Below are 23,298 nucleotides of genomic sequence, written 5' to 3' on the forward strand. Positions count from 1 at the left end.
CCACGCCTTGCGAAGGACGGGGCCGGTCGGCCGGTGTTGAGGCTCATGTGTCCTGCAGCGATGCGGGCGCCCCTGTGATGGGGGACGCGAGGCTTCGGGTGAAGGGCTCGTTCTGGGCTCTCTGTGGTGCCCCGAACAGAGGCAGTCGTTCTTTCGGAACCGAGATGAGAAAAAGCTGAGCCGCACGCGTCGTCCGCAGCGACAGCGGTCCATGGGAGTCGTCGAAGCTGTCCAGAGCAAGTCATGATGTTGGCACGACTCCACTTACCTCTTACATCTGGAGGACGACATGCATCGAGCGCGCGTGAACATGTGGATCCTGGGTTGGCTGGCGGGCGTGGGCGTCTGTTCGGTACCGATGGTCGGATGTAGCGGCGGCGAGAGCACCCAGGAGGAGGCGAGCGCCACGTCAGGCTCGACCACCACGAGCACGGGTAGCGCTACTGGCGGGGACGGGGGGAGCGGTGGAGACGTGCAGGGGGGCACGGGCGGGCTCGGCGGCGATGGAGGGCAAGGCGGGAGCGGTGATGGCGGCGCGGGGGGCACCGGCGGCGCGGGGGGCACCGGCGGCGCGGGCGGGCTCGGGGGGGCCGGAGGGCAAGGCGGGAGCGGTGACGGCGGCGCGGGTGGCACCGGCGGCGCGGGGGGACAAGGCGGCCTCGACGGCTCGGGGGGACAGGGTGGGGTCAGCGAACCTCCGTGTCCCCCGACCCAGACGTTCTGTGACCTTTTGTGCGTGGATACACAGACAGACAGCATGAACTGTGGGGCTTGCGGCACCACCTGCAAAGCGGGCTCGACCTGCCAGGCCGGCGCCTGCACATGCCCGCTGGCGGGGCAGACCTACTGCGATCCGCTTTGCGTCAACACGAACCTCGATCAGTTCAACTGCGGGGCGTGCGGCAACACATGCGGCGGCGGCTCGTTCTGCACCGCTGGCGAGTGCACGTGCAATGCGGGGCTGGCGTACTGCGGTAACGGATGCGTGAATCTCAGCAACGATGAGAGCAACTGCGGAGCGTGCGGCACCGCCTGCACCGACGGACAGAGCTGCGTCACGGGTATCTGTCGCTAGTTCCGCGTGTCAGAAATCCCAGGGATCTGTCTCGCGAACGAAGCGAGAATTTGACGCAAAGACGCCAAGAGCGCAAAGGCGCAAGAATGACATAGTCTGCATTTTTCTCCTGCGGCTTTGCGTCTTTGCGGCTTTGCGTTGAAATCTCTCGCCAGGATCCCTGGCCGGACCTCTGGCGGACGGAACCAGGAGGTCGAGGACACGGAAGAGGGGGCCGTTCCGGCGTTCGTCGATCCATCGGAGGTGTGATGAGCCTCAACGAGCCGCGTACCGTCGGCTGCGCCGTCCACGACCTCCGGCAGACACGGAATGTCATCGTCGTGCTGCGCCCCCTCTTCTCCCGCGGACCGCCTCGCCGCCACAAAGGAAGAGCTCCTGACAAGAAACTTCCGCCGGGGTTGCCGCGGCGTTTTCGTTGAGCCGAACGAGAACGCTCGGGGTACGTACGGGTATGAGGCGGGAATCCTTATTTCTTGCGAGGGTCGCCGCTGTCGCTGCGGCAGCCCCTGCGGCGTGCTCGGGCGCGGGGGAATTTCCGAGAGGAGGGGCGGCCCGCCGAGGATCGGCTGGGGCATCCGAGGTCGTGCTCGCCTTTGGCCTTCACTTCCGGATAGCTTCAATCCTTCTCCTCCCCCATCCTGCGGGGGAGCGGGACCGCACGGCCCGCGATCAGACCCAGCGCTCCGCGTTCGATCGTCTCTTCGAGGTGGTCGCGCGCCAGCTGGCGGATGCGAGGATCGAGGCCTGGGACGACGGGTGGGGGGACGCCGCGCCTCCGGATGGCGCGCAGCCGCTGGAGGGCACGGAGCCGGGCGCTCACCCCTCCCGGCGCACCGGGGCCGAGTCGCGGCGCTTCGGCTCCGCGCCGGTGCCGCGGGCGACCGCGCGCTCGGCGGGAGCAGGCCACCACGCACCCCACCACAGAAGGGCCGCCGACGCCTCCTCGCCTCCGGGCTCGGCCGCCACGCGCAGCGCCTCCCACGCCCCCGCGAGCGTCCCGCCGGTCACCAGCAGCGCGCGCTCCTCGCTCCGCGCAGCGACCGACGAGGCCAGCTCGCTGCGCCGCGAGGCGCACGGGAGCGCGCCGAGCACGTGGGCGCCCGCGCGCAGGTCCGCCTGACGCCGATCATCTCTGCGCCTCGCTCCCCTCCGTGGGCGCGACGCAGAAATCCGCCTCGGCGCCGTAGCCCTGGGCGCCGCGGAGCTCCACCACCCGGTCCCGGCCGAGGGGCGCCGCGCCCGGGACGCGGAACGTCGTGACGTCGAGCCTCGGCACCGGCGCCTGCCGCGGCGCCGGGAGCTGGGGCACCCAGGCGTACGGCGCCCGGTAGGCCCGGTACACCAGGTTGAGGCTGAGCGGCGGTTTGCGCCAGTAAGGGCTGATGTCGATGAGCAGCGCGCCGAGCCCTGCAGCCTGGAAGATCGTATAGCCGTTCCAGCTCCGGTCCGGGTCATAGAGGGTGACCCCGGTGGGGTAAATGGTCGGATGGCCCATGGCTCGCGTCTCCTCGTCCGCGGTGGCGCTACGCACGGGGCGTACCAGCGGTGGAAGCCACGGGTGGAGGTGTTGCGCCGGGCGCCGCCGCGCGACGCTGCTGCGCAGCGAGCAGCCGACCAGCACCCGCGCTGACCTGGGCGCAGCGCGGACGTCGAGAGCGTCCTCCGGCCGCCGAGATCCCCGCGGAGGCGTGCGCCTCGCCAGGGCGGCGCGCGTCGCTCGCGGCGGCGGCGCCGTCGGAGCGCGGGCGCGCCGTCAGCGAGGCGCGAGGCGCGAGGCGCGACGCCGAGCCGCGTCCGCCGGTGGGCTCTGGAGACCGGCTGGGCCATACTCCGCCCCGAGAAGCGGGTGGCATGGATTTCGACGTCGACTTCGCCATCGTGGGTTCGGGCTTCGGCGGCAGCGTCTCCGCGCTGCGCCTCACCGAGAAGGGCTACAGCGTCACCGTGCTCGAGTGCGGCAAGCGCTGGCGCAAGGAGGATTTCCCGAAGACCAACTGGAATGTACGGAAGTTCCTCTGGGCGCCCAGGCTGCTCTGTCACGGCATCCAGCGGCTGACGCTGCTCAGGGACACGCTCATCCTCTCGGGCGCGGGCGTGGGCGGCGGCTCTCTGGTCTATGCCAACACCTTGCTGGTGCCCCCGCCCGAGGCCTTCACCAGCCCAGGCTGGCCGGCCGGCACCAGCTGGCGCGACGAGCTGATGCCCTTCTACGAGCTCGGGAAGCGCATGCTCGGCGTGACCGCGAACCCGAAGCTCTGGCCGGCCGACCGGCAGCTCCGGCAGATCGCCGACGAGATGGGCCGAGGGGACACGTTCCACGTCGCCAGCGTGGGCGTCCTCTTCGCGAGGGAGGGCGAGCAGGAAGGGCAGCGCGTGCCAGACCCGTTCTTCGCCGGCGAGGGGCCCGACCGCGCTACGTGCGTCCACTGCGGCGGATGCATGGTGGGCTGCCGCTTCGGCGCCAAGAACACGCTCGACCTCAACTACCTTTATCTGGCCGAGAAGAAGGGCTGCACCATCCAGCCCGAGACGATGGTCACCGCCATCGACGCGCTCCCGGGCGGCGGCTACGAGCTCACCCTGGAGCGCTCGACCGCGCTGCTCAGGAAGCGCCGCCGCACGCTCCGGGCGCGCGGTGTGGTGCTCAGCGCCGGCGTGCTCGGCACGGTGAAGCTCCTGCTGAAGGCGAGGGCCGAGGGCCGGTTACCCCATCTCTCCCCGCAGCTCGGCCATTACGTGCGCACCAACAGCGAGGTCATCCTCGGGGTGACGGCCAGCGACGATCGGGTCGATTACTCCCGCGGCATCGCGATCACGAGCGGCATCTACCCCGACGCGCGCACGCACATCGAGCCGGTGCGTTACCCCGCCGGCTCGGACGTGATGGGCGCGCTGGGCACGGTGCTCACCGACGACGCGCCGGGCTTGCCGCGCTGGCTGCGCTGGCTGGGGCGGCGGCTGCTCCACCCCATCGACCTGATCTCGGGGCTCCTGCCGTTCAAATTCGCCAGGCGCTCCACGATCCTCCTCGTGATGCAGACGCTGGACAATTACATGCAACTCGTCTGGAAGCGCGGCGGCATGACCACCCGCAGGCCGCCCGACCAGCCGAAGCCGCCGGCGTACATCCCCGTCGCCAACGAGGTCGGCAAGCGGCTGGCCGTGCTGATGGACGGCACCCCGCGCAACGCCATCAACGAAGCGGTGCTCAACGTGCCGACCACGGCGCATATCCTCGGCGGCTGCGCGATCGCCGAGAGCCCCGAGCGCGGGGTGATCGACGAGCGCAACCAGGTGTTCGGCCACGAGGGCCTCTATGTGGTCGACGGCTCGATGGTGCCGTCGAACCTGGGCGTGAACCCGTCGCTCACCATCACGGCCATGGCGGAGCGGGCGATGAGCAAGCTGCCCCCGAGGCGCGACAACCCCGCCTTCTCCGGGGCCGCGGTGCTTCCCAGCCGCGGGGCGCGCTGAAGGCGCCTCGCACGTCTCTCACGGCAGCTCCGCGAGCGGGCCCTTCCTGTACGCCGTGTCGTTTCCGAAGTGCTCGTCTTCGTAGCCGAAGGCGCGCAGGATCGATGTGTAGACGTTGTGCATCGAGACGTCGGTCTCGTAGTCGGACTGGGTGGGATCCCCGCCCGCGCGCTTGTTGTAGTTGACGTGGCGGCCGCCCGGCCACCTGCCGCCTGCCTTGCCGGCGAGCAGGACGGGGATATCGCGGGGCGAGTGCCCGCCGCCGCACCCGAACTCGCTCGTGAAGAGCACGACGCTGTTGTCGAGCATCGTGCCGTCGCCCTCGGGGGTGCTCTTCAGCCCGTCGAGCAGGCGTGCGAAGAGCTCCATACGCCAGTTGCGGTTCGCGAGGATGGTCGCGCGCCAGTCCTCGAGCCTGTCGGGCTCCGCGCCGCTCGGGCCGACGTCGAGGGCGGCGTGGCCGAGGCTGTGGCCGAGGTCGGTGCTGTAGGGTTGGGGCAGCCAGCTCGTCAGGACGTCGGCCACCTGGAAGGTGGCCACCTGCGTGAGACCGCACCGGAACGCATGCAGGAGGACGTCGACCAGCAGGGGAGCGGCCTCCTCGATTCCCCCTCCCGTGTAGGATCCGTATCCCTGGTACACGGGCGCTCCGCTGACATCCGGCTTCGTGCAGGCCGCCAGGTTGGAGATGCCCTCGAGCTTCTTCTCCAGGCTCCGGATGTGCTCGGCGTGCGCGTCGAGCAGGTGCCTGTCGGCCGCGCTCACGCGCCCCTTCAGGGCAGCGAGGTGCTCGCTCACGCCGTCGAGGACGCTCTTCCGGTGGGCGCGGAGCCGGAGCTGTTCGGGCGTCGGACCCGCCCCGGTCTCCGTGACGTCCTGGAAGAGCCGGTCGAAGGCGCTCGTCGGGTCCTTCTCGCTGGACACCTGCTCGCCCGCCGCGTTGTACAGCGGCTCTCCGTAGTTGTGTCCGTCGACCATGAGATCGATCGACGAGAACGGCGCCGGGCTCTCGCCGGCGAGCCGCTGCGCGATCACCTGATCGATCGATGGGCCGAGCGCCCTGGCGTCGTCGCCTCCCGAGGTCGTCTCGGCGCAGGTGAGCACCGTCGCGTTGGAGCAGCCGTGGTGCCCGCCGTAGTCTCCCTGGAGCATCCCGGCGGCGTCGTCGACGCCGCGGAGCAGGGTGAGGTCGCCCTTGTGGGCCTCGAGCGGAGCCATCTCTTCGCCGAGGACCTCGAGCGCCGACCCCTCGCCGCCAGGCGCCCAGAGGTCGAGCATGCTCCAGGCGCCCGGCTTCCAGGGATCCCCCTTCTCCCCGGAGGAGTGGCGAGACGTGATCGTGCCGCCGTGGCTGAAGAACACGATGAACCGCCTGGCCCTGCCGTTCGCGGCCCAGACGTCTCCATGGGTTGCCTCGAGCAGCGGCAGGGCGATGCACAGACCGGTCGCGGTGCGGAGGAAATTCCTTCGGCTGAAAGCGGCGCGGCTCATGGGTTCACTCCTCGATCTGGCGCAGGTGCAAGAAGGCGTTGCTGGTCGTGAGGGAGACGATGAGATCACGCACGCTGCCGCCGCTCTCGGGCGTCGGCGTGGCCGCCTCGATCGACGCGAGATCCTGGTCGATCGGGACGCGCCGGAGCGCCGTCTGGAAGAAGCGCTTCGTGAGGCAGGCGCGCGCCGCGGGGCTCGCCGCGAGGGCCGCCGACATCCCGACGCCGCCGTCGACCTCCACGCCCTCTTCGTCCGGAGGGAGCGCAGGGAGGCTGCCGCGTGCGTCGATGTCGAGCAGGTAGGGTGCCTGCGCGTCCCCGCCCGCCTCCTGCGACTGCCACCTCCCGAGCGCGTCGTAATGCTCGAACGCGAAGCCGATCGGGTTGATGGTCCTGTGGCAGCTCGCGCAGGCGCCGCTCGACGTCTTGGCCTCGACGTCCTGGCGGATCGTCCTGTGCACCACCTCGCCGTTCTCCTCGACGGCTCCGCCCTTGACCGGCACGTCGCTCGCGTTGGGGGGCGGCGGGCCGAGGGGGCGGCAGAGCACCCGCTCCAGGATGTACGCGCCGCGGCGGATCGGCGATTTGACCTCGATGCTGCCGAACACGCTCAGGAAGGCCGCCCGCGTGAAGATCCCCGCGCGCTGGTCGCGGGGGAGGGAGACCCACGAGAACGTGCGCTCGTCGGCGGGGCCCTCCACCCCGTAGAGCGCGGCGAGGGGCCCGTTCACGTAGGCGTCCGTCGTCGTGAGCAACGTCTCGAACCTGCCGTCCCCCTCGAAGAGCACGCGCTCCGCGAGGGCCTCGAGCTCGGTGCGCATGGCAGCGCGCAGCGCGGGTGAATCCTCGGGATAGATCTCGGGGCTCTTCGGCGCGCTCTCGAGCGAGGCGTGCTTGTTCGTGCCGTCGAGCTCCAGCCAATCGGCGAAGAAGCGCCTCGCCGTGGCGCGGGCGCGGTCGTTCGAGAGGAGCCGCTCCGCCTGCGCGCGCACGCCCTCCGCCGTGTCGAGCGCGCCGGACTCCGCGGCGTCGAGCAGCGCGTCGTCCGGCGTCGTGTTCCAGAGGAAATACGACAGGCGCGACGCCCGCTCCCAGCCCGTGAGCGGACGGACGCCGGAGGCGAGCGGCTCGCTCCCGTCCCCGTCGCGGCCGAGCTCGACGAAGTAATAGACGTTGGGCGACTGGATCATGGTCTCGAGCACGACGAGGAGGGCGTCCTCGAACGACTGCTCCTTCCGCGCCCGGGCGTACTGGCCCTTGAGCATCGCGACCTCGGCCTCGTCGAGCGTGCGCCGGAAGGCGCGGCGCCCGAACGTCCGCACGAAGCTGTCCACGCACGCCTCGTCGTCCGCGCCGCTCGTGTCGCACGGGAACACCGGTGTCCCCCACGACGCGCGCCGCGCGACGATCGCCTCCGCCGCGGCATTGAGCTTGTCGACGGCGAGGAGCGAGGCGACCTCTCCCGCGTCCGGGTCGAGGTCGAGCTCGAGCCCCGGATCGCCGAACAGGTCGCGCATCGAGCTCGTGAGCTGCTCCGGTGTCATCCGGCGCATCCCCGCTGGAGCGACGTCGACCAGCCCGCGCGCGCTCGGCGACCCGCCGCGGTCGCCTCCGAGGTCGCCGACGCAGCCCGAGAGCAGGTGGGACGCCGCGAGGACAACCGCGCCGGCGAGCGCCGTCGCGCGCCGCCCTGGCGCGGTGAATCTATCGAGAACGTCGAGGGGTTTCACGCCGTCGGGCTTCATTCGCTTAATCGACTGATTCATCGGCGGGATCCAGCTCACAGGCCGCATGGAGCTCATGCACCCTGTGCATAGCCTACGTCATCGTCTCGAATGACGCGAGGGGCCGTTGATTGAAGAGAGCCGACAGGGCCCCAAAAACCCTCAGAGGCGCGAGAAAAATCCCTTCTCGGCGTCCCTGGCGGCTCGATTCCTTCTCACAGAAGCGCCGTTGTCATCGATGGTTCGATGTAAGGAAGATGGTTCGATGTAACGAACGACCCGTTAGCAAGCCTCTCGCGAAAGCGACATCCGGCGCGAGTCTGGAGTACATCCTGCTACCTTGGGGGCGGAAGATGCGACCACAGCAATGTCTGGTCGCATGACAAAGTGGATCGGCGTGTCATCTTGCCTCACCGAGGCGAGAAGGCCTCGCGATGTGTAAAATTACAATGGAGCTTTTATGGCCCATATGGTGGAGAATTCTGTGAGGGTTCGAGCTTGCGTGACCGGATTGCTCCTCGCCGCCGGTTGCACCGGCGAGCTTGGCGGAACGACGTATGGCGACGGCGGTCCGGCGCCGCTCCCTCCGCCCGTCGTGAACATTCCGCCGATTCACGTCGATTGCAGCCACGTCGGAAGCGGCAAGGATTACCAGGTCGGCCCTGGCAAGGAATTCGAGGCGATCGGCGACGTCCCGCTTGAATCGCTCGTCGCCGGCGACACGGTGCGCATCTTCTGGCGTGCCGAGGCGTACCACGAGAAGATCATGCTCGGGGGCCAGGGGACGGCCGAGCAGCCGATCCGGCTCTGTGGCGTCCCGGGGCCGAACGGCGAGCTGCCGGTGATCGACGGTCAGGACGCGACCACCCGGCCCGAGCTCGATTTCCCCTTCGACGGCCACCAGGTGAGGGGGCTCATCATCGTCGGGCACAAGCACGACGACCCGTGGGAGCTCGAGCCCACCCACATCACGATCGAGGGCCTCGAGATCAAGAACGCGTCGCGCCCCCACCGCTTCACCGACAAGTCGGGCTCGGAAGCGGCCTACTCGGACCCCGCGGCCGGCATCTTCGTGGAGCGCGGCGATCACGTGACCATCCGCGCCTGCGAGGTGCACGAGAACGCCAATGGCCTCTTCATCGGCACGGCCGGCGGGGATATCCTGACCACGAACGTGCTCATCGAGTCGAACTACATCCACGACAATGGAAGCCTCGAGGATTACAACGAGCACAACGTCTACAACGAGGCCTCGAACGTCATCTACCAGTTCAACCGCTTCGGCCCCACGCGCGGCGGGAACGGCAACAACATCAAGGAGCGCTCGGCCGGCGTCGTCATCCGGTACAACTGGATCGAGGACGGCGCCCACCTGATCGACCTCGTCGACGCGCAGGAGGCGACCGACTCGGTCGCGTTGCCGTCGTTCCACGAGACGTTCATTTACGGCAACGTGCTCCTGCGCAACGGCTACGGAGCGTCCATGATCCACTACGGCGGGGACAGCGGGGAGACCGAGTACTACAGGAAGGGCACGCTCCACTTCTTCTCCAACACCGTCTTCGTCAAGAACGACAACTACGAGGACTACGATCGCTCGGCGATGTTCGAGGCCTCGACCAACGACGAGCAGATCGACGCCCGCAACAACGTGTTCGCCAGCAGCCTGGAGCCGACCGAGCTCCGCGCGGTCACCTTCCTCGGGGACCGCGACGGCGTGGCCGCCGGGGCCCTCACCCTGTCCGGGAACTGGGTGACGAACGGGTGGCTGCCGTTCGATCCCGTCCGGGAGGTGGTAAAGGTGATCGGGCAGGTGGACGGCCTGGACGACTCGATCTTCGGCGTCGATCCGGCGTTCGCGTCGGCGGCAGACCACGACTTCATGCCGGCCGCGAGCGCGCCGCTCATCGGCGCTGGCGCCTCGCTCGACGGCCTCCCGCCGGTCGAGCACCAGTACACGCCGCACCAGCAGGCCAAGGCGCGCAACGACGGCGCGACCCTCACGATCGGCGCGTTCGGGCGGTAGCCCGCGCCGTGCAGTCCCGCGGCGAGGCTCACTCCACGGCCCGCGGGGTCACCCCACACAACCCAGGTCGGCTCGCCCGTGAGGGATCGCGCCTTGCAGAGGGCGGCGCATGCGCTGGATCGGATGCGCCTTGCCCCGTGCATGGCGCAAAGGGTGCGTGTCCTCGGCACGTTTTGCCGGAGAGATTGCGGTACTCCTATCGCTCATGACCCTGCTCGCGGGGTGCGGCGCGGAAGAGGCGCCGCCGGATCTCCGGCAGCCGGCGGGCTGGGACGACGCGCTGCGGCTGCCGGATGCCGAGGATCACGACCCCGCGCCCGACGTGGTCGAGGTGCACCTCGAGGCCAGGGTGGCCGCGATCGAGGTGGTCCCGGGGCTCACGACCGAGGTCTGGACCTACAACGGGATGCTCCCCGGTCCGACGATCCGCGCGAAGAAGGGCGACCGCGTTGTGGTGAAGCTCGAGAACCACCTTCCCGAGGCGACGACGGTCCACTGGCATGGTCTGCGCGTGCCGGCGGCCATGGATGGGACGCAGCACGTGCAGAAGCCCATCGAGCCGGGCGAGGGCTTCGAGTACTCCTTCACCGTGCCGGACGCCGGCACGTTCTGGTACCACCCCCACCTTCGCTCGAGCGCCCAGGTCGGTGCGGGCCTCTACGGCGCGTTCGTGGTCGAGGATGCCGCGGAGGAGGCGACGCTCGGCGACGAGCTGCTGCTCGTGATGAGCGACATCGGCGTCGAGGAAGACGGCTCGCTCACCCCCGCGGACGAGAGCGGATGGTTCGGCGATTACTTCGGGCGCGAGGGCGGGACGGTCCTGGTCAACGGGAAGATCCTGCCGACGGTCGTGGCGCGGGAGGGGGTTCCGCAGCGCTGGCGGGTGGTCAACGCCGCGCGCAGCCGCTACTTCCGCTTCGCCGTGCCGGGCCAGCCGCTCGTGCTCATCGGCGGAGATGGTGGCCTCTCGGAGAGCCCGCTACCCGTGGACGAGGTGACGCTCGCCCCGGGGGAGCGCGCGGAGCTCACCATGCTGCCCGTCGAGGGCGAGCCGGTGGTGATCCCGCTCCTGGACGCGAATCGATTCCACCTGCCGAACGAGGCTGATCCCAAGGACCTCATGCGTCTCGAGCTGGCCGACGAGCCTCCGGGGAGCGGCGCACCGACGCTCCCCGAGCGTCTGGCCGAGATCGCCTCGATCGACACCACGGGCGCGCAACGACAGGCGGTGGAGTTCATGGAGCAGGGCGATTCCGACGGAGCGGTGCTCGGGATCAACGGCCAGACGGACGGCTCTCTCATGTTCTCTGCAAAGACGAACACGGTCGAGATCTGGACGCTGATGAACACCACCAACTACGATCACCCGTTCCACCTGCACGGGTTCTTCTTCCAGGTGCTCGACATCGACGGCGCCGAGCCGCCCGTGCGCGCATGGCGCGATACCGTCAACCTCGTGCCTGGAGAGGCCGTGCGGATCGCCATCCCGTTCGACGACCGGGCCGGCATGTGGATGTTCCACTGTCACATCCTCGACCACGCGGATCTGGGGATGATGGCGATGCTCCACCTGATGCCTTGAACGGTCTGTCGCGGGCTGCCGGGCGTCAGACCCACGCTTGCGTCGTGGGATCCCAGCGCTTCCAGGCGCCGTCGTCGTCGAGGTAGAGCTCGCTCTCCCCGGGGAGGGTGCGGAAGCGCTTGCTGCTGATCTTCAGGTCGCCGATCTTTCCCGAGTAGTCGGTCTGCGCTTCGGTGGCCTTGATGCTCCGCATGTCGGCGACGAGCTCTTGCCCGCTCGCCTCGACCACCACATAGCCGTGGGCGCTGCTGTTGGCGTGGGCGAGGTGCGGGTTGATCTTCGTCTCGGGCGACGTGAGCAGCGTGTCGATGCTGAGGGCGAGCGCCGCGGCGCCGGGGAGCGCGCGCAGCGTTGGATCGCTCGCGACCTGGCTCGTCAGGATCTCGCGAAAGGACGCCGAGGAGACGGCGCCGCCCACGAGCTCGACGATCTTCTTCGTGGGATCGCCGCTCGGCCCGGGCGTGCCAGCGTAGAAGGCGTGGACATCGCCGGTGATCGCCACGACGCCCCCCAGCCCGACGAGCCTCTCGAGCAGCTCGTCCCGCTTGTTGCGGAAGCCGTCCCAGGCGTCGGTGGTCGTGTAGAAGCTGCGCTTGAACTGGGCGGGGAGGGAATAGGGGCTGAGATCGACGGCGAGCTGGACGAGGCAGAACTCGTTGCCCCAGACCTTCCAGGTCGCCTTCGAGCCTTCCATGGTGTCGAGGAACCAGGCCTCTTGCTCGGCGCCCATCATGTCCTCGCTCGCGCCCTGCGTCTCCTTGTAGCGGATGGCAGCGTAGATATCGAAGGTGTCCTTGGCCGTGAAGTAGCGGGTGCCGATCATGCCGTACGCGTTGATCTTGCCGAAATCCACGTAGGCGATGCCTCGCTCCAGGCCCGCTTCCGCGGCGTCGATGAGCGGGATCTGCATGTCCGCGGGCAGGTCCTCGTTCGCCGCGGCGACGATCTCGTTGATGAAGGCGACGCTGATCTTCCCCGTCACCTCGGCGGGGTCGTAGCCCACCGCCTCCGCGGCCCCGAGGAGGACCGGCGCATAGATGCCGTCGCCGTAGGTCTCCACGTCCACGTAGGGCAGGGCGGCCGCGGGGACCTCCCCGAGCTCGGCCACGAGCTTCGGCTGATCGAGCGCGACCCCGCCGGGGAAAGCGTCCTCGGGGATGAGGTGATCCGGCCGGTAGCTGCGCAGATCGGTCATCACCAGGTGGACGTGCCGGCCGAACACGAAGTCGCGGTAGATGTGGAATTCGTCCGGGAGCGAGGCGTCCGGGTCGAGCTCGACGTCGTCGCCGTAATCGACGGGCTGGTACTCGAACCAGGCCTGGTTCGCGGCCTTGCGCCGGTCCGCGTCGGTCTCGTCCTGCCGGCCGTCGAAATAGGTGGCCGTGGCGCCGAAGCAGTCGTTCGAGAACTCGTGGTCGTCCCACGTGGCGATCATCGGGAAGCTCTCGTGGACCTTCTGGAGGTTCGCGTCGGAGCGGTATGTCCTGTAGAGCTCCCGGTAGTTATCGAGCGATCTCGCCGCGTGGTAGGCGCCGTCGCCGTCACCGAGGGAGATGCTGCCGGCCACGTCGGTGAAGACGACGCGGCGCCCGGTCGTGCTCTGGAAGCTCGGATCGCCGTCCGTCTCGTAGATGTAATCGCCGAGGTGGACGAAGAAATCGAGCTCCTCCTGGGCGAGCGCCAGGTAGGTGTTGTAGTACCGGCCCACGTAATCCTGGCACGACACGTAGGCGAAGCGGACCTTGACGTCCGCCTCCTCGGCCGGGGCGGTCTTGGTGCGCCCCACGCGAGACGCGTAGCTCGTCCCGCCCTTCACGTAGATGAAGCGGTAGTAGTAGACCGTGCCCGCCGCGAGGCCGCGGACCTTCACCTTCACGCAGTGATCGTGCCTCGCGAGCGCCTTCACCTTCGCCTGTCCGGCGTCGAGCGCCACCCGCTGCGCGAACCCGGCGTCGGTCGCGACCTCGACCTCGAGATCGAGATCCTCTGCGCCGTCCTGCACGCGGGTCCAGAGGACGGCGCTGCCGGGGCGCGGATCGCCGGAGGCGACCGACTGGGGGAAGTACTCGGAGCCGTCCGCGAGCTCGCGCTCGTCGTCGAGCGGGTTGATCGTCTCGGGGTCATCTCCGCAGGCCGGGACGACCAGCGCGCCGGCGGTGACGAGCGTGGCTCGAAGGAAATCTCTGCGCTTCAGCATCGGGCGATCAGGGAATCCTGGAACTTTCGCTGATGTCAATCTCCTCGTGGACCCTGCCGCTTCGCGCGCTGCCGGCCACGCCTGTAAAGCGCAAAGCGTGGCGTCCGGTGAGGGGGGAAAGTGTGTATGCTCACATGTGGCCGAGCGTTGACGTGCAGGGTCAAGCGCGCCTAAGCGTGGTCAGGTGTGGTCAAGCGTGATCAGGCGTGATAGACAAGGCGTCGCGTGCTCGTGCGTCCTGTCCGAGGACCGCATTGGTCCTCGAGGGATAGATGAGCTAAGTTGAGCGTTTGTCATGCGGCGGCGGAGCACGACACCGGTGGGTGAGTCCGACATGAGGTCGGGGCACAGCATCCCTGACCGCCCCGGCGCCGAGCGTCGCGACTCGCTCCCCCCGCCCCGATCCGGGCAGCCATCCTCCGGGCCTGGGCGCTCCGGCCCGTCCAGCGAGCCGTCGTCCGCTCCAAGATCTGCTTCGTCGCGCAAGGTGCGGACCATCGACGTCCTCGTTCAGGGCGCGACCGTGGAGCTCTTCCACTTTTACGGCGTCGCCATAGCGCCTGCGGACATCGGGGAGAGCCGCGACGAGGCGCTCGTTCACAGCGATCCCGCGAGCACGGTCGAGTTCTCTGCGCCCGGCTTCTCCGGCCTGCTGGCCTTGTCGGCGCACCCTGGCGTGTTTCGCGCGATGACGGGGCTGCCGCCCGGGCTCGACAGCGTCGACGACTGGATGCGTGAGGTCGTCAATCAGCTCATGGGAAAGGTGAAGAGCCGCCTCGCGCGGTTCCAGATAGCGCTTCACGCCGAGCTGCCGCAGCTGCGCCGCGCGAGCGACGTGGCGCGGCGGTACCGGGGCAGCAAACAGCAGTTCTGCTATGCTTTCCGGACGTTGAAGGGCGAGGTGGTCGTCACGCTGGGCGGCGACTTCGACGAGAGCTCGCTGGTGTTCTCGAACTCGTCCCCGCTTCCGCTCGATGGCAAGGTGATCCTGTTCTGAGCCCTCTTGCGCGGCACCCGCGCCGCGCAGTCTAGGGGCTGCCGCCGCCGGTACCGCCGGCACCGCCGCTGCCCGTGGCGCCGCCGCCAGCGCCACCGCCGCCGCTACCGCCGCTGCCGGTGGCGCCGCCGCTGCCGGTGGCGTCGCTACCGCCGCTGCCGGTGGCGCCGCTGCTGGTGGCGTCGCTGCCGCCGCTGCCGACGGCGCTGCCGCTGCTCGTGGCGCCGGGCGGCGGGAACGGTGCGAAGCACGCGTTTCCGATGACCTGCTGGCCCGGGTCGCAGGGGTCGGAATCCCAGCATCCCACGAGCATCGCCGCGGAGATCGCGCCGAGGGCGACGACCAGGGCGCCGCGACGGGTGGGCGGCATGATGCGAGACGGGTGAATGACCATCGTTCGTTCCTCTCTCCACGGACTCACGGCGGCAAGACCTGGCCGTCGCGGATGCGCGCGATCACCTTGACGGTGGGGTTCACGTCGCTGGCAAGGAGGTAGCCGATACCGCCCGCCTCCTCGCCCACGGCGCGGAGCACGGCGCTCGGACTCGCCACCTTGCGCGGCGGCCGCTCGCCGCCGCGGATCTTCCTGTCGATCCAGTAGCGGGCGACGCCCTCGGGATCGAGGCCCAGCACCGCCATGTCGAAGCGCTTCCGCAGCGCGGAGTCCTCGGGGAGGTTCACCGGCATCATCGACCTGCCGGACCACTCGGTGCGCGTCGTCTGGAAGATCGGGCGGAGTGTGTCGCGGCTCGCCGCCCGCGCGGGGTTGGTCTGGTTGACTACGATGACGATCTCGTCCTCCACCGCGAAGGACGAGGCCGATGGGGTCATGCCGAGCAGGGCCAGGAGGAGCAGCAGGGAGTAACGCTTCATAGTGCGTCGAACCTCTCTCAGAAGGCCAGGATCAGACGCGCGAGCGCGCTCGTGGTGTGGAAGTCCTCGATCTCCGGCACCCCCGGGGGCTGATCGCGCAGGGCGGTCATGATCGTGCGCAGCACCTGGGTCCGAAGTGTGACGTCCGGGGTGATGTAGAAGTTCAAGCCGCCGCCCAGCTGAAACATGGTGTCGTGCCCGTAGAACGGCGCGTGCAGGGCGGCGCCGATGACGAACGGCTCCATGTCCAGGAAATCGAGCCGGTGCGCCGCCACGGCGTACGTGGAGGTCTTCCAGGCGTCCGGCGCGTAGACCCCGAATCCCCCCTGGCGCTTCCCTTCGTCGTAGACCACGCGGACGACCGCCGCCTCCGCGCGCAGGCGGGTGGTCCCGATGTCGAGCGAGACGTCGCCGGCCCCGGTGTACTCCTGGAACGACCACGTCGCATGGATGTCGGGGTTGAACTCTCCGACCTTGTAATCGGCGACCCAGTCGCGGGAGCTGCTCGCGATGAACGACGCCCCGAGCTTCAAGGCCATCTTGCCCGGGTCCTCATAGCTGGCGTGCAGGCGGCCGCCGAACCCGCGGTTGTCGTCGAAGGCGAACGGCGCGTCCTCGTTGCGCCCGTTGCTCACGTACGCGTTGTACCCGAGCTCCCACGGGCCCGTGAACGTGCTGCCATAGATCATGATCCCGGTCTGCCGCGTGGGAAACAGGCGGGATGTAATGAAATAGGGGATGGCGGCGGTGATGAGCACCGGGCTCCCGTGGTCGACGTTGTAGATGCCGATCGGGGTGAAGAACTGCCCGACGCGCACCTTGAAGAGGTTGAAGCGCGTCCAGTCGATGTGGGCGCGCTCGATCGACACGAGCCCCCCATAGGTGGTCGGCGAGCCGAGCGCGATCGCCGTCGAGTCGAAGGTCCCGTACGGCTGCGTGGTCGTCCGGCCCACCACGCCGGGCGGCAGCGTCGCCGCGTCCGCCGGGACCGGGGAGCCGCCGGGAGCGGTCGTGAACCGCAGCTCCCCGAGAAAGCGAAAGTGATCGGTCGGCTGCGCGTCGAGGTAGAGGTTCAAGTTCCCCACGACGAAGTTCGTGGCGTTCGCCTGCGGGAGGGCGGCCGCGAGGCCCGAGTTCTCCGGGACCCATGTGCGCTGGACGCCGACGTCGACGAACCCGTAGATCCGGAAGAGATCCTTGCTGTCGTCCTGCTCCGGCGCGGCCTGCGCCTCCTCGAGCGCCTCGAGGCGCTTCTCGAGCTCCGCCGATCGCTTCTCTGCAGCGGCGAGCCGCGCGGCCATCGCATCATTTCCGGTGGCGGGCTCGGCGGCGGCCGCTCCGGTGGCGGCGGGGGTCGCCGCGGCCGCGCCGGTGGCGGCGGGCGCGGCAGGCGCGGCGGCCGCTCCGGTCGCGGCAGGCGCGGCGGCAGGCGCGGCGGCGGGCGCCCCGGTCGTGGCGGGCGCCGGGGCGACGCCGGCGCCAGGGCTCTGCGCGTGCGCGAGAGATGCCGTGAAGAGCACTGCTCCGATGGCTGCGCTCGAAGCGCGCGCGAGGCGACCTGTCCGCGCTCGCCGCAGTGAACTCCGACCCATCATCATTGATTTCTCCCCGTTCGCAGAGCCTTCGTTGCGGCTCCAGCCGACGTCGCACGCGCTCTTGCGGACTCGCGAACTTCACGCGTAGCATACACGGCCACGAGGGCGTGGCGTGAACTCGACGCGCTCCGTGACGCTCCGGTGCACCACAACTGGGTGAGACATCACAACAGGAAAGAACGTGAATCAGGGGAGCGTACATGGTGTGCGGGCGAACGATGATGATGACTCCACGTGTGCACGTGTTGACTGTCGTTTGCATCACTTGCATCACTTGCATCACTTGCATCACTTGCATCACTTGCATCACTTGCATCACTTGCATCACTTGCATCATCCGCGCCGCGCGCGGGGGGCAGCTCGCCCGGGGCTCGTGCTGAGTGCGCCGCGCGGGGGGACAGGCGTTCGCGCGAGACCCCTCGTCACGAAGCACACGAGATGCGCGCGGGCGCCGCGCCGCGCGGGCCACGCCGGGGGGACGGGGGCATGCCGACATTGCGTAGCGCTTCGATTCGACTGAAGCTGTGGTCGCTCGCCGGCGTCCCTGTCGCGGGGGCCCTGCTGCTGGCGGCGATGATCGTCGGCGACGCGCGGCAGCAGGCGGCGAGGGCGGCGGGCATAGGCTCGATCGAGGACCTCGCGCAGCTCTCCTCGATCATGGCGCAGCCGCTGCACGCCCTCCAGAAGGAGCGGGCGTGGACCGCGCTGGTCGAGGGGCTGGAGGCCCGTCCTCCGGAGACGACCGACGTCGAGGGCGAGCAGCGCGCCGCGCCGCCGCTCAATCGCGCGGCGGAGCTCCTGCGCGCCGGCGGCCAGCTCCGGGACGCGCGGGCGGCGACCGACGAGAGCCTCGCCCAGCTCGACGCGTTCCTGGCCGCGCGCGACCTCTCCGGGCTGCCGCGCCGGCTCGCCCGCGATCTCGCGGAGGGGCGCGCCAAGGTCGGCGAGCTCGGCGCGTTCCGGGGCCAGGCCGACGCGAAGACGGTGTCGCTCGACAGCGTGCTGAGGGTCTTCGGCGGCATCAACGTGAGCCTCATCCGGGCCAACGCCGGCCTCTCCGAGCTGAGCGACGAAGGCGAGCTCCTGCGCAGCATCCAGTCGATCGTCGCCGTCCACGAGTTCGCCGAGCGCGCCAGCCGCCAGCACGCGCTGCTCGCGCACGCCTTCGCGTCCACGCAGTTCGAGCCGGGCGCCTTCAAGACGCTCGTGACGCTGATGACGGAGGAGCAGCTCTATCACGAGGAGTTCATCGCCAACGCGTCGGAGCCGGCGCGGGCGCTCTACGACGCTGCCCGCTCCAACCCGCGCGTGCGGCGCGCCGACGAGCTGCGCGCCGCCGCGATCGCGTCGACCGACGAGGCGCTGGCGATCGATCACGACGCGTGGTTCGAGGCGCAGCAGGGGCGCGTCGACGGGCTCGCCGCGATCGAGCAGGAGGCGATCTCCGGGATGAGGCGCGCCGCGGCGGCCAGGGTGGCGGACACGCGGAGGACGGTGCGCGACGGCGTCGCTGTCTCGGCGTTCGTGCTCCTCGTGTCGGTCGCGCTTGCGCTGGTCCTCGTGCGGGGGATCTCCCGATCGCTCGAGGTCCTCGGCGAGGCGGCGGCCCACGTCCGGCGGACGCGCGACTACACGACGCGCGCCCGCAAGACCGCCGACGACGAGTTCGGGGCGCTCACGGACGCCTTCAACGAGATGCTGGCGGGCATCCAGGCGCGCGACGAGGTCCTCGAGGGCCACCGGCAGAACCTCGAGGCCACGGTCGCCGAGCGGACGTCGGAGCTCGAGAAGCGCAACCGGGAGATGCGCCTCGTCCTCGACAACGTCGATCAGGCCCTCGTGACCCTCCACCGGGACGGCACGATGGAGCCCGTGCACTCCGCCGCCTTCGAGCGCCTCTTCGGCGTACCGGCGCGCGACGAGCACTTCGCCGATCGCATCGCCGGCCACGATCCGCGGGCCAGCGCGTTCCTCAGGATGGGGTGGGAGGCGGCCTGCGACGACTTCCTCCCGCTCGAGGTCGTCCTCGACCAGCTCCCGAAGACCTTGCACCGCGAGGGCCGCTACCTCGCGCTCGGCTTCAAGCCGATCCTGTCGGGAGAGGGCCAGTTCAACGGGGCGCTGATGGTGGTCACGGACGTCACGTCCACGATCGCCTCCGTGCGCGAGGCCGAGCAGCAGCACGAGTATATCCAGGTGTTCGAGCGGGCCGTGAAGGATCGGCTCGGCCTCGTCGGCTTCGTCAACGACACGACCAAGCTCGTCGACGCGGTGAGCGCGCGGTCCAGCGGCGAGGTGGACGAGGTGATGCGCCTCGTGCACACGATCAAGGGGAACGCCGGGCTCTGGGACGTGACGAGCGTGGCGAGGGTGGCGCACGAGATCGAGAGCTTCGTCGTCGAGGAGCGCGCGCTGCCGTCCGACGAGCAGATCGACGCGCTGAGGGACGTGTGGCTCGCGTTCGTGGGGCGCGTGAGCGTCCTGCTCGCGTCGACGGCGCAGTCCTCGCGCGCCGACGTCGGCCATGAAGAGGTCGATGCCTTGCTCGCCATGGTGCGCCAGCGCCGCGACCCCGCCGAGATCGAGCGGGCCATCGCGGCCCTCCGCGACGAGCGGACCGAGGTGCGGTTCAGCCGGATGAAGGACCAGGCCGAGACGCTGGCCCGGAAGCTCGGCAAGCCGAAGCCCGAGGTGCGCATCGACGCCGGGGGCGTCCGGCTGCCCGCGTCGCGGTTCGCCGGGATGTGGCAGGCGCTGGGCCACGTCGTGCGCAACGTGATGGACCACGGGATCGAGCGGCCGGAGGCGCGCGAGGCGGCGGGCAAGCCGTCGCGGGGCACGCTCACGCTCCGCTCGCGGATCACGGCGGACGAGATCGTCATCGAGATCGGCGACGACGGCGCGGGCATCGACTGGGAGCGCGTGCGCGAGAAGGCCGTGGCCATCGGGCTCTCGGGGGCGACGCGGCGCGATCTCGAGGCCGCGCTGTTCGCGCCCGGCTTCAGCACGGCCGAGCAGGTCACGGACGTCTCCGGCCGCGGCGTCGGTCTCGGCGTGGCGCTCCACGAGTGCCGGCGGCTGGCGGGCCGGGTAGAGCTCGACACCGAGCGCGGCCAGGGGACGACCTTCCGCTTCCGGTTCCCCCGGGATCCGAGCGACGCCGCGGGGGTGTCGCTCCCTGCCTCGCTGCCGCCTCCGAGCGGGCGGGGCTCGCTGGTGCCTCCTCCTCCGCGGGGCGGATCGAGCCCGGGCATGGCCTCGGGGAGCGCGTGACACGGTGAGCACATCGACAATGCAGAGCGAGATATCGAGGAGAGGGGAATGAACTCGGAGAGCTGGGACCGCATCCATGAGGAGCTCGCTTCGTCGTGCGTCCACCTGTTTCGCGACAACGGCGTCGAGCTCCGGCGGCTGGACGACGGGACGTCGGAGGCGACGCCGGGCAACGCGGTGGTCTCCTTCATCGGCTTCACGGGCGACCACCTTCGCGGGAGCCTGACCATCGTCGCGCCCGTGGCGCTCATCACGCGCAGCCACCCGCTGCGAGAGCAGCGCGAGATCGACGAAGACATGGTGTGCGACTGGGCGAGCGAGCTCGCCAACCAGCTCCTCGGGCGGGTGAAGAACCGCCTGCGCCACCTCGGGCTGGTCATCGTGCTCTCGACGCCGAGCGCCGCGATCGGCGAGCACCTGCGCGCCAGGGAGGAGCAGAGCGACGGCTTCCGGCGGCTCCTGTTCGCCGCCGGTTCCGACCGGCTCGTCGTGCTCTTCGACGCGCTCGCGCCCGACGACGCGCTGGAGCTCGAGGAAGTGAACATGCCCGATCCGCAGCCCGAGGGCGAAGTGCTGCTGTTCTGAGCCGGATGGCCGTACACGCAAGAGGAGACACGTCACATGGCCAAGAAAATTCTTCTCGTCGAGGATTCGAGTACGGTCCGCCAGCAGGTCGGCATTCTCCTGTCGGGGGCGGGTTATGGCACGCTGGAAGCGGACAACGGCCGAGATGCGGTCGCCGCGGTCGCCGCCCACAAGGATGAGCTGGCGATGATCATCGCGGACGTGAACATGCCCGTGATGAACGGGATCGAGATGATCCAGAGCCTGCGGGACAAGGGGCTCGCGTCGGGCGTTCCGATCCTGATGCTCACCACCGAGGGGCAGCCGGAGCTCATCGAGAAGGCCCGGAAGGCCGGCGCGAAGGGGTGGATCATCAAGCCGTTCAAGCCGGATCTCCTGCTCGCCGCGGTGAAGAAGCTCGCCGGCGAGCCCTGAAGCTGCGGCCGCGGGAGCGGCGGGCATCCCCGCGACGTCGGCTCGGCCGAGGGGCGTCGCGCCCCGGTACAACCGAAAATCGGCGATTGCTGCCGGGGTTGGGCGGATCTGCCCTGCGGCGCTGGACAGCGCTCGGTGGTTGCGGGGCAGCGCCGATCCGTGTGATCCTATGTGCGGGAGGTCACCGAAGGCGCCCGAATGGGCAGACCTGGGCCACGGGCGTCGGTTGGCCAGTCGACTACTCGTTCGGCGCCTCGAGCAGGAATGGGTCGATGCCTTACTACAGCGTGATTCTCGAAGGGATGGGTATAAAGGTCGAGGTGGCAGACGGGGGACCACCGATCATTGGCTTTTTCGCGACGCGCGCGGTTCGAGCCCACTCAGTGAAGCAAGCAGAAGAACTAGCCAAGGCAATGGTTCTCGCGGACTGGACCACTGGGGAGTATGCACTCTTGAATCAGGGTGGGGCTCCGGTGCTGAAGGTGGAGGGCGTCGACGCCTTGAGTTGGTGGAGATTTCTGCGGTTCAAGAACACGGGGCACGCTTTCTTTACAACAGTGGACGAGGACGATGCCGAACAAGCCGTTTCAGCCGAGCGCCCGGAGGCGGGTGCCGGCTGAACGGATTCGCTGAGGCGTCTTTCCAGGATGACCCGATGAGTACGCGCCTTGCTCTCGATCCATGGTGGCCAGCGTCGACCTGCTCGATCTGTGACACCCTGTTGGAGGAGCCTGCGCACTGGCGAAACGACCTTGGACGACTGTGCCCGTCCTGTTGCGGAGCGCTGCGCGACCTCCTTCGGGCGGGGCCTCCCGAGCGAATTGCGGAGATCTGGGGACTAGAAGCCGCTGAGCTGAGCCTGCCTGCCAACGCGGTCGCAGACCTCATTGACATTGAAGACGAGGCGACGCATGCCGACCTTGCGATCGCATACCGCGAAATGGGCCTGTTCGGTGATGCCATCAGAGAAACGCTGTTCGTCGCACGCGGCAATGCAGAGCGCCCGTGGCATCAGGCGCTCGTCATCTTGTTGGCTGCCGAGATCGCCCCCGACGAGCTCTTCGACAGGTTGAACGCAGTTCTATGTAGGCGATAGCAACCGGCGAGAGCCCAGCCCGGCTAACGGCCGCTGGTACCGACGGTGCACCGAGCCTCGCTCCGCTGGGCGCGGCGCCCTGCAGCCCCCGCAGGGCGTCAGGCGAGAGAGGCGCCATGAAGGGCGGCACGCTGGTACAGGCGTGTCGTCACAGGCCACGTGACCGACCGTCCGCGCGTCGGCCGACGGCATCGCGGCGAGCGGGAGCTTGAGCGCGCTCGACGTGCGCGACGAGGCGGCCATGCGCGACGCCATCGAGGACACCGCGGCCCGTGGCGGGCGCCTCGACTTGCTCATCAACAATGCGGGGATCGGCATCGCCGGCGAGGCGCACGAGATCCCGCTCCCGCACTGGAACCGCATCCTCGACGTCAACGTGCGCGGCGTGCTGCACGGCATCACCGCGGGCTACCCGATCACGGTGCGCCAGAAGAGCGGTCATATCCTCAACGTGGGACTCCGACTCGAACCAGGCCTCGGCGACGGACGGCCCGAAGGACGTGGAGGACCAGGCGCTCACGGGACAGAACCGCGCGCACGTGCTGAGCTTCATCGACGCCGTGCTCATCGGAGGGGCACACGCGCGAGCGTCGGAGTTCCTCGGCGCGAGCTACGTCGAGCGCCGCGACACCGACGCGAGCGGCCCCGCCGCGCGGAGAATTTTCACAGGGAGGCGGGGAGGAAGAAGAAAATGAAATTCTCCCTCTTGTCGTCTCTCCCTCCCCGCCTCCCCGCCTCCCTGTGAAATTCCTGCTTTTTTGTGGTTTCAACTCGCTTGTCGCTCTAGCTCCGCGTCTCACCGCGGTCTCGAGGCCCGACGAGCCTCTCGCTCGGCGCGGTGCCACCTCCTCTCGCTGCCTGGCGGCGACGCGCCAGCCGGGGCGGAAGCAGTGGCCT

19 protein-coding genes are annotated in these 23,298 nt (G+C 69.3%); 11 read left to right on the forward strand and 8 right to left on the reverse strand.

Annotation, left to right across the window (positions count from 1 at the left end; translation table 11 throughout):
* The first annotated feature begins 289 nt into the window (after window positions 1-289).
* On the forward strand, window positions 290-1,075 hold the full coding sequence (locus WME73_RS04435) for an MXAN_6577-like cysteine-rich protein (protein ID WP_437914864.1): 786 nt from the start codon (window positions 290-292) through the stop codon (window positions 1,073-1,075).
* An 816-nt stretch (window positions 1,076-1,891) separates the two neighbouring features.
* On the opposite strand, the gene WME73_RS04440 is transcribed toward WME73_RS04435, so the two are convergent.
* Both WME73_RS04440 and WME73_RS04445 read right to left on the reverse strand, forming a co-directional pair.
* Window positions 1,892-2,167, reverse strand: a complete 276-nt coding sequence (locus tag WME73_RS04440; RefSeq protein WP_437744286.1) for a hypothetical protein — start codon at window positions 2,165-2,167, stop codon at window positions 1,892-1,894.
* Between the two features lie 34 nt (window positions 2,168-2,201).
* Window positions 2,202-2,570 carry a hypothetical protein gene (locus WME73_RS04445; protein WP_437917540.1) on the reverse strand — a complete coding sequence of 123 codons (369 nt, stop codon included), beginning with the start codon at window positions 2,568-2,570 and terminating at the stop codon, window positions 2,202-2,204.
* 356 nt (window positions 2,571-2,926) lie between these two features.
* On the opposite strand from WME73_RS04445, the gene WME73_RS04450 reads away from it, so the two are divergent.
* Entirely contained in the window at window positions 2,927-4,549 is a 1,623-nt protein-coding gene (locus tag WME73_RS04450; protein ID WP_437914865.1) for a GMC oxidoreductase, read from the forward strand.
* Between the two features lie 18 nt (window positions 4,550-4,567).
* Here the strand turns inward: WME73_RS04450 and WME73_RS04455 are convergent, their stop codons facing one another.
* Window positions 4,568-6,040: a DUF1552 domain-containing protein gene (locus WME73_RS04455; RefSeq protein WP_437914866.1), complete on the reverse strand. Its 1,473-nt coding sequence runs from the start codon at window positions 6,038-6,040 to the stop codon at window positions 4,568-4,570.
* Between the two features lie 4 nt (window positions 6,041-6,044).
* The gene (locus tag WME73_RS04460; RefSeq protein ID WP_437914867.1) at window positions 6,045-7,805 is read right to left on the reverse strand and encodes a DUF1592 domain-containing protein; all 1,761 of its coding nucleotides are present in this window, start codon (window positions 7,803-7,805) and stop codon (window positions 6,045-6,047) included.
* 442 nt (window positions 7,806-8,247) lie between these two features.
* Between WME73_RS04460 and WME73_RS04465 the strand changes: the two genes are divergently transcribed.
* Window positions 8,248-9,789, forward strand: a complete 1,542-nt coding sequence (locus tag WME73_RS04465) for a right-handed parallel beta-helix repeat-containing protein (RefSeq protein WP_437744290.1) — start codon at window positions 8,248-8,250, stop codon at window positions 9,787-9,789.
* 205 nt (window positions 9,790-9,994) lie between these two features.
* On the forward strand, window positions 9,995-11,371 hold the full coding sequence (locus WME73_RS04470; RefSeq protein ID WP_437914868.1) for a multicopper oxidase family protein: 1,377 nt from the start codon (window positions 9,995-9,997) through the stop codon (window positions 11,369-11,371).
* Window positions 11,372-11,396: 25 nt separating this feature from the next.
* Here WME73_RS04470 and WME73_RS04475 read toward each other — a convergent pair whose 3' ends face one another.
* On the reverse strand, window positions 11,397-13,568 hold the full coding sequence (locus WME73_RS04475) for an alkaline phosphatase D family protein (RefSeq protein ID WP_437914869.1): 2,172 nt from the start codon (window positions 13,566-13,568) through the stop codon (window positions 11,397-11,399).
* Between the two features lie 487 nt (window positions 13,569-14,055).
* Here WME73_RS04475 and WME73_RS04480 point away from each other — a divergent pair, with 487 nt between their 5' ends.
* The gene (locus WME73_RS04480; protein ID WP_437744293.1) at window positions 14,056-14,565 is read left to right on the forward strand and encodes a chemotaxis protein CheX; all 510 of its coding nucleotides are present in this window, start codon (window positions 14,056-14,058) and stop codon (window positions 14,563-14,565) included.
* Window positions 14,566-14,596: 31 nt separating this feature from the next.
* Here the strand turns inward: WME73_RS04480 and WME73_RS04485 are convergent, their stop codons facing one another.
* The 3 genes from WME73_RS04485 to WME73_RS04495 are packed head-to-tail and all read right to left on the reverse strand — an operon-like array spanning window position 14,597 to window position 16,958.
* The gene (locus tag WME73_RS04485) at window positions 14,597-14,935 is read right to left on the reverse strand and encodes a hypothetical protein (protein ID WP_437914870.1); all 339 of its coding nucleotides are present in this window, start codon (window positions 14,933-14,935) and stop codon (window positions 14,597-14,599) included.
* Window positions 14,936-14,982: 47 nt separating this feature from the next.
* A complete protein-coding gene (locus tag WME73_RS04490) occupies window positions 14,983-15,438 on the reverse strand; it encodes a hypothetical protein (RefSeq protein ID WP_437744295.1) in 456 nt (151 codons plus the stop codon).
* 17 nt (window positions 15,439-15,455) lie between these two features.
* Complete coding sequence (locus WME73_RS04495; RefSeq protein WP_437914871.1) at window positions 15,456-16,958, reverse strand: hypothetical protein; 1,503 nt, start codon at window positions 16,956-16,958, stop codon at window positions 15,456-15,458.
* 561 nt (window positions 16,959-17,519) lie between these two features.
* On the opposite strand from WME73_RS04495, the gene WME73_RS04500 reads away from it, so the two are divergent.
* The 6 genes from WME73_RS04500 (at window position 17,520) to WME73_RS04525 (ending at window position 23,146) form a co-directional block, all read left to right on the forward strand.
* On the forward strand, window positions 17,520-20,306 hold the full coding sequence (locus tag WME73_RS04500) for a nitrate- and nitrite sensing domain-containing protein (protein WP_437914872.1): 2,787 nt from the start codon (window positions 17,520-17,522) through the stop codon (window positions 20,304-20,306).
* Between the two features lie 48 nt (window positions 20,307-20,354).
* Entirely contained in the window at window positions 20,355-20,891 is a 537-nt protein-coding gene (locus tag WME73_RS04505) for a chemotaxis protein CheX (protein WP_437744298.1), read from the forward strand.
* 36 nt (window positions 20,892-20,927) lie between these two features.
* On the forward strand, window positions 20,928-21,305 hold the full coding sequence (locus WME73_RS04510; RefSeq protein WP_437744299.1) for a response regulator: 378 nt from the start codon (window positions 20,928-20,930) through the stop codon (window positions 21,303-21,305).
* 272 nt (window positions 21,306-21,577) lie between these two features.
* On the forward strand, window positions 21,578-21,925 hold the full coding sequence (locus WME73_RS04515) for a hypothetical protein (RefSeq protein ID WP_437914873.1): 348 nt from the start codon (window positions 21,578-21,580) through the stop codon (window positions 21,923-21,925).
* 35 nt (window positions 21,926-21,960) lie between these two features.
* A complete protein-coding gene (locus tag WME73_RS04520; protein WP_437914874.1) occupies window positions 21,961-22,401 on the forward strand; it encodes a hypothetical protein in 441 nt (146 codons plus the stop codon).
* Between the two features lie 241 nt (window positions 22,402-22,642).
* Complete coding sequence (locus WME73_RS04525; RefSeq protein WP_437917348.1) at window positions 22,643-23,146, forward strand: SDR family oxidoreductase; 504 nt, start codon at window positions 22,643-22,645, stop codon at window positions 23,144-23,146.
* The last annotated feature ends 152 nt before the right edge of the window (window positions 23,147-23,298 follow it).

Source organism: Sorangium sp. So ce302, assembly GCF_051530145.1.
Lineage (GTDB): Bacteria > Myxococcota_A > Polyangia > Polyangiales > Polyangiaceae > Sorangium > Sorangium cellulosum_B.

What these genes read in the sequence shown, in the direction of transcription:
- WME73_RS04435 (WP_437914864.1), top strand. Translation starts at nt 290, where the DNA reads ATGCATCGAGCGCGCGTGAACATGTGGATCCTGGGTTGGCTGGCGGGC.
- WME73_RS04445 (WP_437917540.1), bottom strand. Translation starts at nt 2,570, where the DNA reads ATGGGCCATCCGACCATTTACCCCACCGGGGTCACCCTCTATGACCCG.
- WME73_RS04450 (WP_437914865.1), top strand. Translation starts at nt 2,927, where the DNA reads ATGGATTTCGACGTCGACTTCGCCATCGTGGGTTCGGGCTTCGGCGGC.
- WME73_RS04455 (WP_437914866.1), bottom strand. Translation starts at nt 6,040, where the DNA reads ATGAGCCGCGCCGCTTTCAGCCGAAGGAATTTCCTCCGCACCGCGACC.
- WME73_RS04460 (WP_437914867.1), bottom strand. Translation starts at nt 7,805, where the DNA reads ATGAATCAGTCGATTAAGCGAATGAAGCCCGACGGCGTGAAACCCCTC.
- WME73_RS04470 (WP_437914868.1), top strand. Translation starts at nt 9,995, where the DNA reads ATGACCCTGCTCGCGGGGTGCGGCGCGGAAGAGGCGCCGCCGGATCTC.
- WME73_RS04475 (WP_437914869.1), bottom strand. Translation starts at nt 13,568, where the DNA reads ATGCTGAAGCGCAGAGATTTCCTTCGAGCCACGCTCGTCACCGCCGGC.
- WME73_RS04485 (WP_437914870.1), bottom strand. Translation starts at nt 14,935, where the DNA reads ATGCCGCCCACCCGTCGCGGCGCCCTGGTCGTCGCCCTCGGCGCGATC.
- WME73_RS04490 (WP_437744295.1), bottom strand. Translation starts at nt 15,438, where the DNA reads ATGAAGCGTTACTCCCTGCTGCTCCTCCTGGCCCTGCTCGGCATGACC.
- WME73_RS04500 (WP_437914872.1), top strand. Translation starts at nt 17,520, where the DNA reads ATGCCGACATTGCGTAGCGCTTCGATTCGACTGAAGCTGTGGTCGCTC.
- WME73_RS04505 (WP_437744298.1), top strand. Translation starts at nt 20,355, where the DNA reads ATGAACTCGGAGAGCTGGGACCGCATCCATGAGGAGCTCGCTTCGTCG.
- WME73_RS04510 (WP_437744299.1), top strand. Translation starts at nt 20,928, where the DNA reads ATGGCCAAGAAAATTCTTCTCGTCGAGGATTCGAGTACGGTCCGCCAG.
- WME73_RS04515 (WP_437914873.1), top strand. Translation starts at nt 21,578, where the DNA reads ATGCCTTACTACAGCGTGATTCTCGAAGGGATGGGTATAAAGGTCGAG.
- WME73_RS04520 (WP_437914874.1), top strand. Translation starts at nt 21,961, where the DNA reads ATGAGTACGCGCCTTGCTCTCGATCCATGGTGGCCAGCGTCGACCTGC.
- WME73_RS04525 (WP_437917348.1), top strand. Translation starts at nt 22,643, where the DNA reads ATGCGCGACGCCATCGAGGACACCGCGGCCCGTGGCGGGCGCCTCGAC.